Raw genomic sequence first — 17,548 nt, forward strand, 5'->3', positions numbered from 1 at the left:
TCTGAGCCTGCGGCTTCGCTCCGGGCGAGATGCCTCGTTCCTCGGCCCTCACCCTGCGCTACGCCTCCGGCTCAGACGGCGCGACGCTTGAGCTTGCGGCGCTCCCGCTCCGAGAGTCCACCCCAGATGCCGAACCGTTCGTCGTTCTCAAGCGCGTAGTCCAGGCACTCGGCGCGGACCTCGCAGCCCGAGCAGACCTTCTTGGCCTCGCGTGTGGACCCGCCCTTCTCCGGGAAGAAGGCCTCCGGGTCGGTCTGCGCGCACAGGGCGCGCTCCTGCCACCCGAGCAGGGAGTCGTCCGGCTCGTTCAGCACATACAGCTCGCCGAAGAGCGGGAGGACCGGTGCGACCGGCGCCACCTCGCTCTCGGCGTCAGTCGGGAACTCCACGTCCGATTCCAGCATGTTCCACATGACGTGCCCCTCCATGCCGTGTCCGTGCCCCGAGGCCTGACCGGTAGATCGTGCTGATCGACCGGCCCATCAAGCCTGACCGGCAAGACCTGCAGTTTCAGGCCCCGTTGCGTATTCGCTACGAAAACTGCATACATGGAATTACACGCGTGTCGCCTGGAGTCGTCAAGCGGAAATGTGCTATCGCCCACGGGTTCCACGGGTAATTCACGAGTCCTTCCGCAGGTCGTGGCGCACGTCTCACTCCCAGGTCGCTTTTCCTGGTCACGAAACCACCGGCGCGGCGACACGCCGGAGCGCACTTCCGCCGACCTACGGCACAAAGGCCCGCGAAGAGCAGACCCAAGCACCAGAGAACGTCCGGGCGGCCCATTCGGTTCCTCCGCCCGCCACCCCACGTGTCAGACGTACAGGTCCCCCGGGTGACCTGTACGTCTGACACGTACGGGGTACGCACCGCGTACGCGCGGACTTCCCACCTAGGCTGGGCCGCATGCAGATCGCGCTCCCCGGCTCGGGCCCCGTGCCCGACGTCGCGACCCTCCTCGCCCGTCTCGCCGCCGACGGCGGCCGCCCGCGCCTGACCTGGTACGGCGACGACGGCGAGCGGGTCGAGCTCTCCGGCGCCGTCCTGGCCAACTGGGCCAGCAAGACGGTCAACCTGCTCGTCGAGGAGTTCGACGCGGCCCCGGGCACCACCGTCGTCGTCGACCTGCCCGTGCACTGGCGCACCGCCGTGTGGGCGCTGGCCGCCTGGCGGACGGGCGCGACGGTCGCCCTGCCCGACGCCGCCGTGGCCGGACCGGACGTCGTCGTCACGGACACCCCGGAGCGGTGGGCCGACGGCGGGGCGGACCTCGTCGTCGTCTCGCTGCCCGCGCTGGCCCGGCGGTACGACGGCGACCTGCCGGCGGGCGCCATCGACGCCGCGTCGGCCGTGATGACGTACGGCGACGTGATCGGCTGGGTGCCCGAGGTGGACCCGAACCAGGACGCGCTGGTGACCGCCGCGGGCGCCGTCGGGCACAAGGGACTGGTCCCGGAGCCCGGCGACGGTACGCGCGTGCTGGTCGACGGGCGTGGCCCCGTCGCCGACGTGCTGCGCGACCTGCTCGGCACCTGGGCCGGCGGCGGCTCGGTGGTCCTCACCTCCGCCGCGACGGCCGCGGCCCTGGAGGCCGACGACGCCCGCCTCGAGCGCCTGCGCGGCAGCGAACGCATCGTCTGAGCCGCTCGGGCCAAGGCTTCTCCACGAACCCTCTACGGTCCGCCCCCGGGCGATGCGCCGCCGTGCAACATGCAGTCTCTAGGATCGGTGACCGTGACATTTCCTGACTTCAGCGCCTCAGGTGCGACGAACCCCTCCCGGGGGCCGTCCCATGCCCGGACGCTGAGACAGCTGGGCGGCGGCGCCCGCGTGATCGCCATGACGCTGGTCGCGGTGCTCTCGCTGGCCGTCGCGGGCGGGGCCGCAGCCGTCACCCAGCTCACCGGGAACATCGAGACGGCCGACATGGCGGCCCTCGGGACGAACCGGCCCAAGCAGGTGCTGCCGAAGGACCCGAACGCGGGCACGCCGCTGAACATCGTGGTCATGGGCAGCGACTCGCGCAGCGGCGACAACGACGCGCTGGCGGGCGGCGGCGAGATGGGCGCCCGCTCGGACACGACCGTCGTCATGCACATCTCGGGCGACCGGTCGCGGATCGAGATGATCTCGATCCCCCGCGACTCGACGGTCGACATCCCGAGCTGCACCACGACCGACGACACTACGACGGCCGAGCTGTACGGCACCAAGTTCAACGCCGCGTTCTCCCAGGGCGTGCAGGCCGGTGGTGAGGTCGCCGACGGCGCCCTGTGCGCCGTCAAGACCATCGAGGAGCTCACCGGCGTCTACATGGACGGCTTCATCGTCGTGGACTTCGCCGGCTTCTCCGCGATGGTCGACGCCGTGGGCGGCGTCGAGGTGTGCGTCGAGGAGGAGATCTACTCCGCCGACGCGAACCACCTCTCGCTCGCGCCCGGCATCCACACCCTCAAGGGGCAGAAGGCCCTCGACTACGCCCGGGCCCGCAAGGGTGACGGGCTCGGCGACGGTTCCGACCTGGGCCGCATCGGCCGGCAGCAGGAGGTCATGGCCTCCCTCGCCCGCACGGTGATGAGCCAGGAGGTGCTGACCAACCCGTCCAAGACGCTCAAGTTCCTCAAGGCGGTCACCGGATCGCTCACCATGAACGAGGAGCTCGCCAGCATCGACGGACTCGCCGGGTTGGCCTACTCCCTGCGCAACGTGCGGCCTGACACGATCACGTTCATGACCGTCCCCAACGAGTACGACCCGAACAACGCGGCTAACGTCGTATGGACGGACGACGCCGTGACGCTGTGGGACGACGTCAAGAACGACAGGCCGCTCGGCGGCGACCCGGACGACCCGGCGGCGGACCCCTCGGCGTCCGCCTCGGCGGACGGGACGACGTCGGGCGAGAAGGACGCGGGGACCGAGGCCGGGACCGGCACGGGAGCCGACAAGGGCGGCAAGGGTTCCGAGAGCGAGCCCACGCCGACCTCGACCGAGATCAAGCAGGCTGGTGAAGAGGCCTTCACCGGCGCCGACACCACCAAGGTCTGCGGCTGAGCCCATGTCAGATCCCAGAACGTCGAACCGTTCGGCCCCGCAGGCCGACGACGACGTCACGCGTGTCCGGATACCGCCCAGCTTCACGCCCCAGGGCGCGAGCGGGCGCCCGGGCGCGGACGACGCCATCCCGGTCGGCGACACGGGCGAGCGCCCGCGCACCGTGCCGGACGCGTCGAGCAGCAAGCAGCAGGGCGGACCCGCGAATGCGGAGACGCCCGGCGTCGGGGTTCCCGGCGTCGGTGGCGCCCACCGCATCGGACGGCCGGAAGGCTCCGACGAAGCGCGCTACGAACCACGTATCCGTAGACAGTCTTCTCGGGAGGTACCGGTGTCCGGCGATCGCAGGGGAAACACTCCCCCGCCTGTTCCACCACGTAGGTCGGGCATGCCCGCGCGCAGCGAGTCCGCCGGACAGGTGCCGCGCTCGATCCCGCCGCGCCAGGCGCCCCAGGGCGGCGGCCAGCCGCCGCAGGCCATCCCGCCGGGCCGTCCGGTCCGGGCGAGCGCCCAGCCCGTGCGCCCGACGCCGGTCCGCAGCGCCCCGCGCCCCGCGGCCGGCGGCAACGGACGCGGCGGCAGCTACCCCGCCGGTGCCCTCGCCTCGGGCGGGCGCGGCGGCCGGGGCGGCGGCAACATCCGCATCCGCAAGGGCCGCGTGGCCGGCGTCATCGCCGTGCTGGTGCTCCTGGCGATCCTCGCGTGGCCCATCGGGCTGCTGATCTGGGCCAACGGCAAGATCCAGCACGTCGAGGCGCTGTCCGACGCGAAGAACACGCCGGGCACCACCTACCTGCTCGCCGGCTCGGACGCCCGCGGCAGCGGCGGCATCAACGACTCCACGAGCGGTGCCCGGACGGACACGATCATGCTGCTGCACAAGCCGCGGTCGGGCCCGGTGGCGCTCATCTCGATCCCGCGTGACACCTTCGCGCAGATGCCTGACGGCTCGGGTGGCAACAAGATCAACGCCGCCTACTCCTACGGCGGCGCGCCGATGCTGGTCCAGACCGTGGAGCAGCTCAGCGGTCTGACCGTCGACCACTACGTCGAGGTGGGCTTCGGCGGCGTCGAGGGTGTCGTGGACGCCGTCGGCGGCGTGCGGCTGTGCTACCCCGAAAACGTGCACGACGTGAAGTCGAAGCTCAAGTGGAAGAAGGGCTGCCACGTCGCGGACGGCAAGACCGCACTCGCCTTCTCCCGCATGCGCTACGCCGACCCGACGGGCGACATCGGCCGCGCGCAGCGTCAGCAGCAGGTCATCGGGCAGATCGGCCAGAAGGTCGCCGACCCCGCCGTCCTGCTCAACCCGGTCAGCCAGGTCGGCCTCGCCGACGCCGGGCTCTCGGCCCTGGTGACCGACACCGACACCGGCATCATCGACATCGCCCAGCTCGGGCTGGCGTTCCGGTCCGCGAACGGCAAGGACGGCGTGACCGGCACCCCGCCGATCGCGTCGATCAACTACCGGACGCCGTCGGGCGCCTCGGCGGTGCTGCTGGACGAGAACCAGACCGGCGAGTTCTGGACCAAGATCCGCGACGGCGAGTACCCGGCCGGCGAGAAGATCGGCGGCATGCCGGGCTCCTGACCCGCCCGCTTCCCGCTACGTGTCAGACGCCCAGGTCCCTCGAGGGACCTGGGCGTCTGACATGTCAGGAGGCGGGTCAGAGCTGGGCGCGGAGCTTCTCGCCCTTGGCGTGCGCGATCTCGCTCAGCTCGGCCGCGAACGCCTCCAGGCGCTCCCGCAGCGCAGCGGCGTCCGCGCCCTCGCCCGAGGCGAGGATGCGCGCCGCGAGCAGGCCCGCGTTCCGCGCCCCGCCGATCGACACCGTGGCGACCGGGATGCCCGCCGGCATCTGCACGATGGACAGCAGCGAGTCCATGCCGTCCAGGTACTTCAGGGGCACCGGCACGCCGATCACGGGGAGCGGCGTCACCGACGCCAGCATGCCGGGCAGGTGTGCGGCACCGCCCGCGCCCGCGATGATCGCGCGCAGGCCACGGCCCGCGGCCTGCCGCCCGTAGTCGATCATCTCGGTGGGCATACGGTGGGCGGAGACGACGTCGACCTCGACGGGCACGCCGAACTCGCCCAGGACCTCGGCCGCCGCCTGCATGACGGGCCAGTCGGAGTCCGACCCCATCACGATGCCGACCTGCGGGTTGGTGCTCATGCGTTCGCCTCTTCCTCGGTGGTGGTCGGGTCCTGAGCCTGTCGAAGGGCGACAGGCTCGACCCGCGCGAGAGCCTCGCCGCGCAGCAGCGCCGCCGCCGCGACGGCCCGCCGCCGCACCTCGCCCAGGTCGTCGCCGCTCACGTTCACGTGACCCAGCTTGCGGCCCGGGCGGATGCCCTTGCCGTACAGGTTGACGCGCGCCTCGGGGAACGCGGCCAGCACGTCGGGCAGCGCGTCGGTGAGCTCGTCCAGCGTGGAGCCCAGCACGTTCGCCATGACGGTCCAGGCGGCCGTCGGCTCGGCGGCGCCCAGCGGCAGGTCCAGGACGGCGCGCAGGTGCTGCTCGAACTGGCTGGTCACGGCGCCGTCGATGGTCCAGTGGCCGCTGTTGTGGGGGCGCATCGCGAGCTCGTTGACGAGCACCGTCGGTGTGCCGTCCGGGCCGGGCACCTCGAACAGCTCGACGGCCAGCACGCCGGTCACGTCCAGCCCCTCGGCCACGGTCGCCGCGATCTCGCGCGCCTGGGCGTCCAGGTCGGCGGACAGGCCCGGTGCCGGGGCGATCACCTCGGAGCAGACGCCGTCGCGCTGGATCGACTCCACGACGGGCCACGGGCGCACCTCGCCCGACGGCCGCCGGGCCACCAGCGCCGCCAGCTCGCGCGTGAACGGCACCTTCTCCTCGACCAGGAGCTGCGGGCCGCCGTCGGCCACGGCCGCGAACCAGTCGGCGACGTCGTCGGGGGACGTGACCACGCGCACGCCCTTGCCGTCGTAACCACCCCGGGAGGTCTTGACGACGGCGCTGCCGCCCACCTCGTCGAGGAAGGCCGCCAGGGCGGCCCGCCCCTCCTCGGGGGACGACGCGGGAAGCGGCGCCCAGCGGGGGCACGGCACGCCGAGCTCCGTGAGCCGCTGCCGCATCACGATCTTGTCCTGCGCCTGCACCAGGGCGTGCGGACCCGGCCGCACGGGCGTGCCGTGCTCGATCAGGTCCGTGAGCAGCGCGTTGGGCACGTGCTCGTGCTCGAACGTCAGCACCGACGCGGCGCGGTCGCCGTCGGGCGCGATGAGCGAGCGGATCGCGGCCTCGTCGGACGCGACGCCCACCGGGGCGTCGGTGACGACCTGGGCCGCGGACGACGCCGGGTCCTCCACCAGGACGCGGAGCCGGATACCCAGCTCTCCGGCCGCCGGGGCCATCATGCGGGCGAGCTGCCCACCTCCGACGACGGCGACGACGGGCGGTCCGGGCTGACGGGAATCTGTTGCGCTCACGTCGGTGAAGCCTACCGGCGGCCGCGGACCTTCTTCTGCCCGAGGGTGGAGATCTTCGACCCGACCGGGAGCACCTGGTGCGGGTCGAGGGTCTTCGGCACGCCCGAGAGGAACACCGAGAACACCGGCGGGGTGCGCTGCGTGAGCTGCAGGTTGCCGCCGTCGGCCGCGACGAGGTCGCGCGCCAGGGCGAGGCCCAGGCCCGTCCCCGCGCCGGACGTGACGCCGCGCTCGAAGATCTTGCCCTGCATGTCCTCGGGCACACCCTCGCCCTCGTCCGTGACCTCGACGGCCATGGCACCGCGTTGGCCCTCGCGGATGCGCAGCGTCGTGGTGCCGCCGCCGTGCTTGAGCGAGTTCTCCAGCAGCGTGGACAGCACCTGGGCGAGCGCACCCGGCGTCGCCAGCACGCGGGCGCCGCCCGAGTCCTCGACGTTCAGGTGCCGGCCGGCCCGCTCGAACGACTCCCGCCATTCCTCCTCCTGCTGGAGGAAGACGACGGCGACGTCCACGGACTCCGTGGTGCCGCCCTGCGCGCGCCGGGAGCGGGCGAGCAGGTCGTCGACCACGCCGACCAGGCGTTCCACCTGTTCGAGCGAGATCCGGGCCTCCTCCTGCACCTCGGGCTCGCTGGAGGTGAGCGTGATCTCCTCCAGGCGCATCGTCAGCGCGGTGAGCGGCGTGCGGAGCTGGTGCGAGGCGTCGGACGTGAACTGCCGTTCCACCGCGAGCCGCGCCGCGAGCCGGTCCGAGCTGCGGGCCAGCTCGGCCGCCACGAGGTCGATCTCCTCCACCCCGGAGGGATCGAGCCGTGGACGCACCTGTCCCGCGCCGAGCTGTTCGGCCGAGGCAGCGAGGTACACGAAGGGCTGTGCCAGCCGGTTCGCCTGCCAGGCCGCCGTCACGGCGCCCGCGGCGAACGCGCCGACGCTGCCGAACACGACGAGCACCACGACGTTGATCGCCTTGATGTACGCCGGCCAGGCCGAGACGGAGACCACCACGCCCATGACGGGCTGCTCCTCGGACGTCAGCCCGCGGTCGATGGTGGCGCCGGCCACGGGCTCGCCCGAGACGAGCTGCTCGCCGTTCGGCTGGTTGACCGTCACGAAGGCGACGATGTCGTTGCCCTGCGGCTGGACGGCGCGGTCGACGACCGACTGGTCGACGAAGCCGGCCTCGGCGGCCGAGCGGTTGCGCTCGTAGGAGTTGACGGAAGAAGCCAGGAGGTCCTGCGCCCGGGTCTCGACCCGCTGGACCTCCTGGCCGTAGATGTACCGGGCCCCGAAGATCGCGAGCGGGATGCCCAGGAGCAGGACCGCGACCGCAACCGCGGCGATCGTCGCCTGCAGTACGCGGGCGCGCATCTGGCTAGCTCGCCCCGATCTCGAAACGGAAGCCGAGACCGCGCACGGTGGAGACGTAGCGCGGGGCGTTGGCGTCGTCACCGAGCTTGCGGCGCAGCCACGACACGTGCATGTCCAGCGTCTTCGTCGAACCGACCGGGTCGGAGCCCCACACGTCGCGCATCAGCGTGTCCCGGACGACCACGGAGCCCGCGTTCTGCACGAGGACGCGCAGCAGGTCGAACTCCTTGGTGGTCAGGTGCAGCTCGCGGTCACCCTGGAAGGCGCGGTGCGCGGAGACGTCGACACGGACGTCCTGCGCGTGCAGCTCCTCCTCCTCGCCGGTCTCGCCGTGCGAGCGGCGCAGCAGCGCCCGCACGCGGGCGAGCAGCTCGGCCAGGCGGAAGGGCTTGGTGACGTAGTCGTCGGCACCTGCGTCGAGGCCCACGACGAGGTCGACCTCGTCGGCGCGGGCGGTCAGCACCAGGACGGGAACGGTGAGGCCATTGGCCCTGATCTCGCGCGCGACATCGAGCCCGTCCATGTCGGGAAGGCCCAGGTCCAGAACGACGATGTCCGCACCGGTCGAGCTCTCGATCGCACCTTTGCCGGTTCCTTGCACGACGACGTCGTATCCCTCACGGGAGAGCGCTCGTGCCAACGGCTCGGCAATGGCCGGGTCGTCCTCGGCTAGGAGTACGTGAGTCATTTCGCCATCGTAGGGCATAACCGACGCTCTGGCGCTACCCGGTCACGCCTCTTGACAGGCGTCGTACCGAATCCTTTCGGCTGATACCGCCATGGCGCAAGTGCTACCACGGTATGACGCGCCGGCGCAACGGTTCCACCTACTCTGACCTGCATGGGTTGGTACGAACGGTGGGCAGGTTGGTCCGAGCGGTACCGGTTCGTGATGGACCTCGTCATCACGGCGCTGGCCGTGGTCGTCGTGGCCGTCACGGCGGGCGACAGCGCCCCCTACTACCTCTCCTCCACCAAGGCCGCCCTGATCTCCGCCGCGGTGGTCGCGCCGCTCGCCTGGTGCCGCACCCGGCCGGTCGCCTCGTGCGTCGCCGTCTTCGTGGCGTGCATGGTGCAGCTCGTCGTCTTCCACGTGCCGGTGCTGATGCCCGCCGACCTGGCCGTGCTGGTGTCGATGTACTGCGTCACCGTCTACGGGCCCCGCTGGGCGTACCTGATGGCGTGCGGGATGGCCGTGGTCGGCCCGCTGGTCGTGGGCGCGACCATGTGGTTCCAGATGCAGGGGTCGGACTACGGGCCGGACCTCGGCCCGACCGCGGGCACGGTCGTGGTGATCGTGATGTTCCTGGCCTGCGCCTTCGCGTTCGGCCTGGTCCGCCGGTCACGGCGGTCGATGCTCGTCGCCATGCGCGACCGTGCCGAGCGGCTGGAGATCGAGCGCGACCAGCAGGCCCAGATCTCCACGGCCGCCGAGCGGTCCCGGATCGCGCGCGAGATGCACGACATCGTGGCGCACTCCCTGTCGGTGGTCATCGCGCAGGCCGACGGCGGCCGGTACGCCGCGGCAGCGAACCCCGCCGCCGCCGAGCGGGCCCTCGGCACCATCGCCGAGACCGGACGCGCCGCGCTGGCCGACATGCGCCGCCTGCTGGGCGTGCTGCGGGAGGGTCCGGACCGGAGCACGACGCCGTTGGGCCTGGTCGCGCCCGACCACCCGGCCCGCGCGCTCCCGGCCCGGGGAGCCGCGGCCGGGGCTGCCGGTACGGCCGGCCCGGCGCACGGCACCGGCGGTCCCGGCGGCGCCCGTCCCGCGACGCCGCCCGCCGCCGCTCCCCTGCGGCCCCAGCCCGACGTCACCGACCTGCGTGATCTCGTGGACCAGGCCCGCGACGACGGCCTGCGCGTCTCCTGGGCCCGGGTGGGCGTGGAGCGGCGGCTGCCGCCCGGCGTCGGGCTCACGCTGTTCCGCGTGTGCCAGGAGGCCCTGACCAACGTGCGCAAGCACGCGGGGCCCCGGCCCGCCGTCACCCTGCTGCTGCGCTGGGGCGAGGAGGAGGTGGAGCTGCGCGTGGACGACGACGGCCGCGGCCTGGCGGCCGACGGCTCCCCCGGCCCCGCCGAGGCGGCGCCCGCGGCGGGCTTCGGCCTGCTGGGGATGCGCGAGCGCGCCGAGATGTTCGGCGGGACGCTCACCGCCGGGCCGCGGCGCGGCGGCGGGTTCTCGGTCCGGTTCGTCGTGCCGATCCCGCGGGCCGCGGACCGGCCGCCCGCCGGCGCCTTCGCGGACCCCGAGGGCCTCGCCGAACCGGCCGGGCCCGTGGACGCCGTCGGCCCTACGGAGGCAGCCGAACCCACTGAGCCCACCGAGCCCGCGGAGCCCACTGAGCCCGCCGAGCCCGCTGTACCCCCCGCGTCCTCCGGGACCGGCGACGAGCCCGCGCGGGCCGCTGCCCGCACGACCGGGCGCAGCATCTCCGAACGCCGCACCACTGAACGCAGCACCACCGAACCGAGCACCACGACCGAGGAGAACGATGACTGAGGCCCTCGACGCGCCCGTACGGGTCGCGCTGGTCGACGACCAGCCGCTGGTCCGCGCCGGGCTGCGGATGGTGATCGACTCCCAGCCCGACCTACAGGTGGTGGTCGAGGCCGACGACGGCCGCGACGCCCTGCGCCGGCTCGCCGCCACGGTGTCCGACGTCGTGCTGATGGACGTGCGCATGCCCGGGATGGACGGCCTGACCGCGACCCGGGCGCTGCTGGGCGACGGCGGCGTCGCGGCGGGCGACCCGCGCGTCGTCGTGCTGACGACGTTCGACCTGGACGAGTACGTGCTGGACGCGATCCGCGCGGGCGCCAGCGGGTTCCTGCTCAAGGACGCCCAGCCGGAGGAGCTGCTCACGGCGATCCGCACCGTGCACCAGGGCGACGCGGTGATCGCGCCGTCGTCCACGCGGCGGCTGATGGAGCGCCTGGTCACGGCGCTGCCGCCCGAGGAGGCGGCGGGGCCGCAGGAGGCGCTGGCCGGCCTCACGGGCCGCGAGCGCGAGGTCCTGGTGCTCATGGCGCGCGGGCGGTCCAACACGGAGATCGCGTCCGACCTGTTCGTCGCCGAGGCGACCGTCAAGACGCACGTGGGCCGCATCCTCGCGAAGCTCGACGCGCGCGACCGGGTCCAGGCCGTGGTGACGGCGTACGAGACGGGCCTCGTCCGCCCGGGCTCCTGACCCGCTCGCTGAGTGCTGGGTATTTGCGCTTCCGCGGCCGTTCCGGGCGCAATTACCCAGCACTCAGCGGCGGCTCGGTGGCTGGTCGGTGGCTACTCGGTGGCTAGGGCTGCCACCGGCCTGATCCGGACGGCGGCCCGTGCGGGCACGACCGAGGCGACCAGCCCGGCCACGAGGGCGACGCCGAGCACGGCGGCGACGTCGGGCCACGGGACCACGAGCGGCACGGTGCCGAGGGTGGACAGGGCCGTGGTGGCACCGGCCCAGCCGTACAAGAGGCCGAGCAGCACGCCGAGCACGGCGCCGACGCCCGCGATGACCATGCCCTCGACGGCGAGCGTGGCCCGGAGCTGGCCGCGCGAGAGCCCGATGGCGCGCAGCATGGCGTTCTCGCGGGTGCGGTCGATGACGGACAGGGACAGGGTGTTGGCGACGCCGATCAGGGCGATGAGCACGGCGACGGCGAGCAGGCCGACGACGATCGCGAGGATCACGTCGATGATCTGCTGGTAGGCGGACCGCTGGACGACGATCCCGGCGATCCCGACGGTCTCCCCGGTCGTCGAGACCGCGTCCTGCACGGCGGTGACGACGTCGGCGGCGTCGTGCTCGTCGTCGACGCCCGCCCACAGCTCTCCGGCCGGGTGGTCGGGGGCGAGGGCGTCGAGGTCGTGCGGGGTGAGGTAGGCGCGGTCGGACCGGGAGCCGCTGTGCACGACGTCGAGCGTGAGGTCGCCGCCGGGGCCGGTGAGCTCGACGGTGTCTGCGCCCTCCAGGCCGTACAACCGGGCCGCCCGCTCCGGGACCACGAGGGTGCCGGGGCGCAGCAGGTCGGCGTCGGCGGGCGTGTTCGCCACGGCGCGCAGGTCGGCCGGGTCGACGACGGCGACCTGCACGGGGCGGCCGCCGTCGGCCCGCTCGGCCGACAGGTTGGTCACCGGGACCACGGCGCCCAGCCCGTCGACGTCGGCCAGCGCCTCGGTGACGACGGCGGGCACGGCGGCCGGTGCGCCGTCCCGGTCGAGCGTGGTGCCGGTGAGCTGGAGGTCGACGGGGAAGCGGGCGTCGAGCTCGTCGTCGAGGGCGGCGCGGGCGCTGGCGGCGCCCGTCGTCATCATGGACACGAGGGTGACGCCGATGAGCAGCGCGGTCGACGTCGCGGCGGTGCGGCGGGGGTTGCGCAGCGCGTTGGCCGAGGCCAGGCGGGCGGCCGGTCCGCCGGCGCCCACGAGGCGCCCGAACCCGGCGGCGACCCGCGGCAGCCAGAAGACCGACCCGACGATGACGCCGGCGAGCGAGACCGAGCCGCCGAGGACGGTCGCGAAGAGGCCGACGTCGACTCTGCCGTCCATGCCGAGCGCCACGCCCGCACCCAGCAGCACCAGCCCGCCGAGGGTCGCGAGGGCCGCGAGCACGCCCCGGCCGCGCCCGGTGCCGTGGCGGCCGGGTGCGTCGGACGGGCGCAGGGCCGCCAGCGGGGCGACGCGCGACGCCGCCCGCGCGGGGGCGAGCGCGGCGGCCAGCGTCACCAGCAGGCCGACGCCGAGCGGGCCGAGCACCACGGGCAGGCTCAGGGGGACGGACCGCGGCAGCGTGACGCCGAGGTCGAAGTTCGGCGCGACCAGGAGCCCGGCCTGCACGAGCAGGGACCCGACGACGATCCCGCCCGCCGACGCGACGGTGCCCAGGACCGCCGCCTCCAGCAGGACGCCGCGGTAGACCTGACCCGTGCCCGCGCCGACGCAGCGCAGCAGCGCGAGGGTGTGCGACCGCTGGGCGACCAGCACCTGGAACGTGTTGGCGATGACGAGGCCCGCGACCACCAGGGACACCGCGGCCAGGGCCAGGACGAACACGAGGTAGACGATGTTCTGGCCGTCCGAGATCGCCGAGACGACGTCCTGGGCGTACTCCCGCGGCGTGGTCACGCCCGTGGCGGACGGGACCGCGGCGGCGAGGGCGTCCCGCGCCGCCGCGACGGCGGCCGGGTCACCGGGGTGGTCGAGGGCGACGACGAGGGTCCGCATGCCGGCGGGACCGGCCGTGTTCGTGCCGTCGGCGGCATCGGCCTTCTTGCCGTCGGCAGCGTCGGCCTTCTTGCGGCCAGCGCCGTCGGCGCTCCCGGCGTCGGCCTTCCCGCCGTCGGCCGGGACGGAGGCGAGCCGGTCCCGCAGGGCCTTCGGGGTGACGACGGCGACGCCGCCGCCCGCCGCGTACGCGCCCCGCGGGTCGTCGACCACGCCGGACACCGTGAGCCGCTCGACGGCCTGCCGGCCGCCGAAGCACTCGGCGCCGTTCTTGTCGACGGCGGGGCGCTCCCCCTGGATGCAGCGCGTCGAGGTGATCGTGTCGCCCACGCCGACGCCGAACAGCTCGGCGGCGTCGGCGGGAAGGGCGATGCGGTCGGGCCGGTCCGGCCACGCGCCGTCGGCCAGGACCAGCGGCGAGAGCCGCGGGTCGGACGGGGCGCCCACCAGAGACTGGTAGACCGCCCGCCCGCCGTGGACGAGCTCCGCGTACGCGCCCTGGAACCCGTCCGCGGCGGCGACGCCGTCGACGTCCCGCACCGCGTCGACGTCCGCCGCCGTCATGGTGCCCTCGCGGTCGAAGACCACGAGGTCGGCGTCGGCGTACTGCGCGGCCACCTGGTCGTACGTGGTGCGGGTGATGACGGTGCCCGCCTGGAGCGTCGCCGCCACGAACGCGGTGCTGATGACGACGGCGAGGCCCGCCGCGGCGAGCCGGCCGACGCTGCGCCGCATCTGGACGAGGGTGAGCCGGAGGGTGGGGCTGGTCAGCACGCGGAAGCCGAACGGTCCGCCGGTACGTGCACGTTGGTGTCCACGAGATCTCTCCCTCGAGTCGTTGCGGCTGCTGCGTGCTGACCTGCGCCCTACCTGTTCCTCCTACTCGGTCGCGAGCGCCGCGACGGGGCGCGTGCGCACGGCGGCCCGCGCCGGCACGACCGAGGCGACCAGACCGGCGACCAGGGCGACGGCGAGGACGATCGCGATCTCGACCCACGGGACCGCGAGCGGCACGGTGCCCACCATGGACAGGGCCGAGGCCGCGCCCGCCCAGCCGTACACGAGGCCTAGCAGGATCCCGAGGACCGCGCCGACGCCGGCGATCAGCATGCCCTCGACGGCGAGCGTGGCCCGCAGCTGCCCGGTGGACAGCCCGATCGCGCGGAGCATCGCGTTCTCGCGGGTACGTTCGACGACGGACAGCGAGAGGGTGTTCGCCACGCCGATGAGCGCGATGATCACGGCCACCGCGAGCAGGCCGACGACGATCCCCAGGACGACGTCGATCACCTCCTCGTAGGCCTCCCGCTCGACGACCGCGCCCGTCACGTCCACGGCCTCCCCGGTCACGGAGACGGCGTCCTGCACGGCGGCGACGGCGTCCGCCGGGTCCTGGCCCTCGGCGACGCTGCCCCACAGGGTGTTCGCGGCCACGTCCTGGTTGAAGGCGGCCAGGTCGAGCGGGGTCAGGTAGGCGGAAGAGGCACGCAGGTCGGTGCGGACGACGTCCAGGGTCACCTCGCCGGCCGGTCCGGTCAGCGTGAGGCTGTCCTGGCCCTCCAGGCCGTAGCTCTCGGCGACCCGGTCGGGCAGGAGCAACGTGCCGCGCTCCAGCGACGCGACGTCGCCCGGGGTGTTCAGCACCTCCCGCAGCTGCTCGGGCTCCGCGGCGGTGACCGGGACCACCGACTCGACGCCCCCGCCCACGGTCGCGGTGGACGTGGTCACCTCGGCCACGGCGCGCAGGTCGCCGACGCCGCGCACGGCGTCGGTCACGGAGCCCGGCAGGGCGACCAGGTCGCCCGCCGCGCCGTACGACGTCGAGGAGACCTGGAGGTCCACGGGGTACAGCGCGTCGAGCTCCTCGTCCATGGCGAGCCGGGCGCTGGCGGCGCCCGTGGTCATCATGGAGACGAGCGTGACGCCGATGAGCAGGGCGGTCGCCGTCGCCGCGGTACGACGCGGGTTGCGCTGCGTGTTCGCTGCCGCGAGACGGGCGGAGGGGCCGGCCGAGCCGATCATGCGGCCGATACCGGCGGCGACCTTGGGCAGCCAGAAGACGGCACCGATCACCACGCCCACCAGTGACACGCAGCCACCGGCCACGGCGGCCAGCACGCCGATGTCCGCCTTGTCGGTCATGCCCAGGTAGACCCCGCCGGCCATGACGGCGAGCCCGCCGAAGGTGGCGAGCCCGGCCAGGACGGCACGGGCGCGGCCGGCACCGCGCAGCGTCGGCGCGTCGGAAGGCCGCAGGGCGGCGAGCGGAGCCACGCGGGAGGCCGCACGGGCCGGGGCGAGCGCGGCGGCGAGCGTCACCAGCACGCCGACGGCGAGCGGGAGGAGCACGACGGGCGCGCTCACGGCGATGGTCGTGGGGAGCTGGACCCCGAGGCCGAAGGCCGGCGCCACCAGCAGGCCACCCTGCACGAGCAGGGAGCCGAGGAGCACGCCCGCCACCGAGGCGAGGAGGCCGAGGACGGCGGCCTCGAGCAGGACGCTGCGGTAGATCTGGCCGGTGTCCGCGCCGACGGCGCGGAGCAGGGCGAGGGTCCGCGACCGCTGCGCGACGAGCACCTGGAAGGTGTTGGCGATGACGAGGCCCGCGACGACGAGCGCCACGGCGGCGAAGCCCAGGACGAACACCAGGAAGATGATGTTCTGGCCGCCCGTGAGGCCTGCCACGACCTCCTCGGCGTACTCCTGCGTGGTCACGACGCCGGTGGCCGCCGGAACCGCCTCGGCGAGCGCGTCCCGGACCGCGTCGACCGCGGCCGGGTCGCCGGGCTGGTCGAGAGCCACGACGATCTCCTGGAGCTCTTCCGGCTGACCGGGCTCCCGGTCGTCGGCGAGCCACTGGGCCATGGTCTCCGGGGCGACGACGGCCATGCCGCCGGCGAGCGCGAAGGCCTGGTTCGGGTCGTCCACCAACCCCGAGATTTTCAGCTTCTCGTCGACGTCCTGACCGTCGTAGTAGCTGGTGCCGTCGGCCGCGACGGTGGGCTCGTCGTCCATCACCCAGCGGCTGGCGGAGACGGTGTCCCCCACGCCGAGGTCGAACCGCTCGGCGACGTCCGCCGGGAGGGCGATGCTGTCGGCCCCTTCCGGCCACGCCCCGTCCGTCAGGGCCAGCGGGGAGAGCCGGGGGTCGGAGGCCTGCGGGACGATCGACTGGTAGATCGTCTTGCCGCCGTGGTTGAGCGCAACATAGGTGCTCAGGGACCCGTCGGCCGCCGCGACACCGTCGGTGGCCCGTACGGCCTCGACGTCGTCCGGCGTCAGGGCGTAGGAGTCGTCGGACACCACGAGGTCGGCGTCGGCGTACCGGGCGGCGACCTGGTCGTAGGTGGTGCTCGTGATGATGTTGCCGACCAGGAGCGTGGCCGCGACGAACGCGGTGCCGATGGCAATCGCGACACCGGCGGCGGCGAGGCGGCCGGTGCTGCGGCGCATCTGCCCCAGGGTGAGGCGCGCTGTGGGGAAAGAAGCGGACATCACGCACCCGCCCCGGACACGGCGCCGGTGATTCCGGTGGTGACGGCGGGTTCGAGGGTGCGCAGGGCGTCCAGACCGGCCATCGCGGACTCCGGCGTCGGATCGCTGATGTCGCCCGCGATGCGGCCGTCCGCGATGAGGACCACCCGGTCCGCGTAGGCGGCGGCCGACGGGTCGTGGGTGACCATGATGATCGTGCGGCCCAGCTCCCGCACCGAACGGCGCAGGAAGGACAGGACCTCGGCGCCGGAGCGCGAGTCGAGGTTGCCGGTCGGTTCGTCCGCGAACACGACGTCGGGCTGCGCGATCAGCGCACGCGCGATCGCGACCCGCTGCTGCTGCCCACCGGAGAGCTCACCCGGACGGTGCGTGAGACGGCCGGTCAGGCCCAGGGTCTCCACCAGGGTGTCCAGCCACGCCTTGTCCAGGGTGGCACCGGCCAGCTCGACGGGCAGGGTGATGTTCTGCTCCGCGGTGAACATCGGCAGCAGGTTGAACTGCTGGAACACGAACCCGATCCGGTCGCGACGCAGCTTCGTCAGGGACTTGTCGTTCAGGCCCGTGATCTCGGTCTGGCCGAGGAACGCCTGACCGCTGGTCGCGGAGTCCAGACCCGCGAGCAGGTGCATCAGGGTCGACTTGCCCGAACCGGACGGGCCCATGATCGCGGTGAACTTGCCCTGCTCGAAGTCGACGTCCACGCCGTCCAGGGCGCGCACGATCGCCTCACCCTTGCCGTACGTCTTGGTCAGGTTCCGGGCCCGTACGGCACGGGCGGCGCTGTCCGGGCCGGGGGCGGGCTGGTCCGCCGGGACGTACACGGTGGTGTCCACGAGAATCTCCTCGGTTGTGACGCTTGGTAGGGCGCTGCTGGGTCGTGCGGGCGGGCCGCCGGTGGTGGCTCGCACCGGGCGATGCCTGCGGGAAGGTTTCCCGTCTGCGGCCCGGAAGTGGTCC

The 17,548-nt window shown here is 73.5% G+C and carries 13 protein-coding genes; 5 read left to right on the plus strand and 8 right to left on the minus strand.

From position 1 onward, the window contains the following. Positions 1-71: 71 nt before the first annotated feature. The gene (locus tag FHX71_RS19915; protein WP_036960858.1) at positions 72-413 is read right to left on the minus strand and encodes a WhiB family transcriptional regulator; all 342 of its coding nucleotides are present in this window, start codon (positions 411-413) and stop codon (positions 72-74) included. A gap of 493 nt (positions 414-906) precedes the next feature. On the opposite strand from FHX71_RS19915, the gene FHX71_RS19920 reads away from it, so the two are divergent. From FHX71_RS19920 to FHX71_RS19930, 3 genes are all read left to right on the plus strand, one after another. Then, positions 907-1,641, plus strand: a complete 735-nt coding sequence (locus tag FHX71_RS19920) for a TIGR03089 family protein (protein WP_182619198.1) — start codon at positions 907-909, stop codon at positions 1,639-1,641. Positions 1,642-1,734: 93 nt separating this feature from the next. Then, the gene (locus tag FHX71_RS19925; RefSeq protein WP_312877148.1) at positions 1,735-3,054 is read left to right on the plus strand and encodes an LCP family protein; all 1,320 of its coding nucleotides are present in this window, start codon (positions 1,735-1,737) and stop codon (positions 3,052-3,054) included. Positions 3,055-3,442: 388 nt separating this feature from the next. Then, complete coding sequence (locus FHX71_RS19930; protein ID WP_182619199.1) at positions 3,443-4,645, plus strand: LCP family protein; 1,203 nt, start codon at positions 3,443-3,445, stop codon at positions 4,643-4,645. A 76-nt stretch (positions 4,646-4,721) separates the two neighbouring features. On the opposite strand, the gene purE is transcribed toward FHX71_RS19930, so the two are convergent. From purE to FHX71_RS19950, 4 genes are read right to left on the minus strand one after another with little or no spacing between them, the layout of a single operon-like run. Then, the gene (gene purE / locus FHX71_RS19935; RefSeq protein ID WP_182619200.1) at positions 4,722-5,231 is read right to left on the minus strand and encodes a 5-(carboxyamino)imidazole ribonucleotide mutase; all 510 of its coding nucleotides are present in this window, start codon (positions 5,229-5,231) and stop codon (positions 4,722-4,724) included. After that, complete coding sequence (locus tag FHX71_RS19940) at positions 5,228-6,511, minus strand: 5-(carboxyamino)imidazole ribonucleotide synthase (protein WP_182619201.1); 1,284 nt, start codon at positions 6,509-6,511, stop codon at positions 5,228-5,230. The genes purE and FHX71_RS19940 overlap by 4 nt, the downstream gene beginning before the upstream one ends. A gap of 11 nt (positions 6,512-6,522) precedes the next feature. Beyond that, on the minus strand, positions 6,523-7,878 hold the full coding sequence (locus FHX71_RS19945; RefSeq protein WP_182619202.1) for a sensor histidine kinase: 1,356 nt from the start codon (positions 7,876-7,878) through the stop codon (positions 6,523-6,525). Positions 7,879-7,882: 4 nt separating this feature from the next. Continuing rightward, a complete protein-coding gene (locus FHX71_RS19950; protein ID WP_026366105.1) occupies positions 7,883-8,566 on the minus strand; it encodes a response regulator transcription factor in 684 nt (227 codons plus the stop codon). Between the two features lie 153 nt (positions 8,567-8,719). On the opposite strand from FHX71_RS19950, the gene FHX71_RS19955 reads away from it, so the two are divergent. Continuing rightward, entirely contained in the window at positions 8,720-10,381 is a 1,662-nt protein-coding gene (locus tag FHX71_RS19955; RefSeq protein ID WP_182619203.1) for a sensor histidine kinase, read from the plus strand. Further along, a complete protein-coding gene (locus tag FHX71_RS19960) occupies positions 10,374-11,069 on the plus strand; it encodes a response regulator (protein ID WP_182619204.1) in 696 nt (231 codons plus the stop codon). Before FHX71_RS19955 ends, FHX71_RS19960 begins: the two co-directional genes overlap by 8 nt. A gap of 92 nt (positions 11,070-11,161) precedes the next feature. On the opposite strand, the gene FHX71_RS19965 is transcribed toward FHX71_RS19960, so the two are convergent. The 3 genes from FHX71_RS19965 to FHX71_RS19975 form a co-directional block, all read right to left on the minus strand. Continuing rightward, positions 11,162-13,870 (minus strand): FtsX-like permease family protein, encoded by a 2,709-nt coding sequence (locus FHX71_RS19965; RefSeq protein ID WP_312877149.1) that lies wholly within the window; start codon positions 13,868-13,870, stop codon positions 11,162-11,164. Between the two features lie 105 nt (positions 13,871-13,975). Further along, positions 13,976-16,549 (minus strand): ABC transporter permease, encoded by a 2,574-nt coding sequence (locus FHX71_RS19970; RefSeq protein WP_246403348.1) that lies wholly within the window; start codon positions 16,547-16,549, stop codon positions 13,976-13,978. 41 nt (positions 16,550-16,590) lie between these two features. Further along, a complete protein-coding gene (locus tag FHX71_RS19975) occupies positions 16,591-17,424 on the minus strand; it encodes an ABC transporter ATP-binding protein (RefSeq protein ID WP_182619206.1) in 834 nt (277 codons plus the stop codon). Positions 17,425-17,548: the final 124 nt, after the last annotated feature.

This window comes from Promicromonospora sukumoe, from assembly GCF_014137995.1.
GTDB classification, from domain to species: Bacteria; Actinomycetota; Actinomycetes; order Actinomycetales; family Cellulomonadaceae; genus Promicromonospora; species Promicromonospora sukumoe.

Bases quoted from the DNA above. Each gene is read 5' to 3' on its own strand.
- purE (WP_182619200.1), bottom strand. From the start codon at position 5,231: ATGAGCACCAACCCGCAGGTCGGCATCGTGATGGGGTCGGACTCCGAC.
- FHX71_RS19950 (WP_026366105.1), bottom strand. From the start codon at position 8,566: ATGACTCACGTACTCCTAGCCGAGGACGACCCGGCCATTGCCGAGCCG.
- FHX71_RS19930 (WP_182619199.1), top strand. From the start codon at position 3,443: ATGCCCGCGCGCAGCGAGTCCGCCGGACAGGTGCCGCGCTCGATCCCG.
- FHX71_RS19955 (WP_182619203.1), top strand. From the start codon at position 8,720: ATGGGTTGGTACGAACGGTGGGCAGGTTGGTCCGAGCGGTACCGGTTC.
- FHX71_RS19920 (WP_182619198.1), top strand. From the start codon at position 907: ATGCAGATCGCGCTCCCCGGCTCGGGCCCCGTGCCCGACGTCGCGACC.
- FHX71_RS19970 (WP_246403348.1), bottom strand. From the start codon at position 16,549: ATGCGCCGCAGCACCGGCCGCCTCGCCGCCGCCGGTGTCGCGATTGCC.
- FHX71_RS19960 (WP_182619204.1), top strand. From the start codon at position 10,374: ATGACTGAGGCCCTCGACGCGCCCGTACGGGTCGCGCTGGTCGACGAC.
- FHX71_RS19915 (WP_036960858.1), bottom strand. From the start codon at position 413: ATGTGGAACATGCTGGAATCGGACGTGGAGTTCCCGACTGACGCCGAG.
- FHX71_RS19945 (WP_182619202.1), bottom strand. From the start codon at position 7,878: ATGCGCGCCCGCGTACTGCAGGCGACGATCGCCGCGGTTGCGGTCGCG.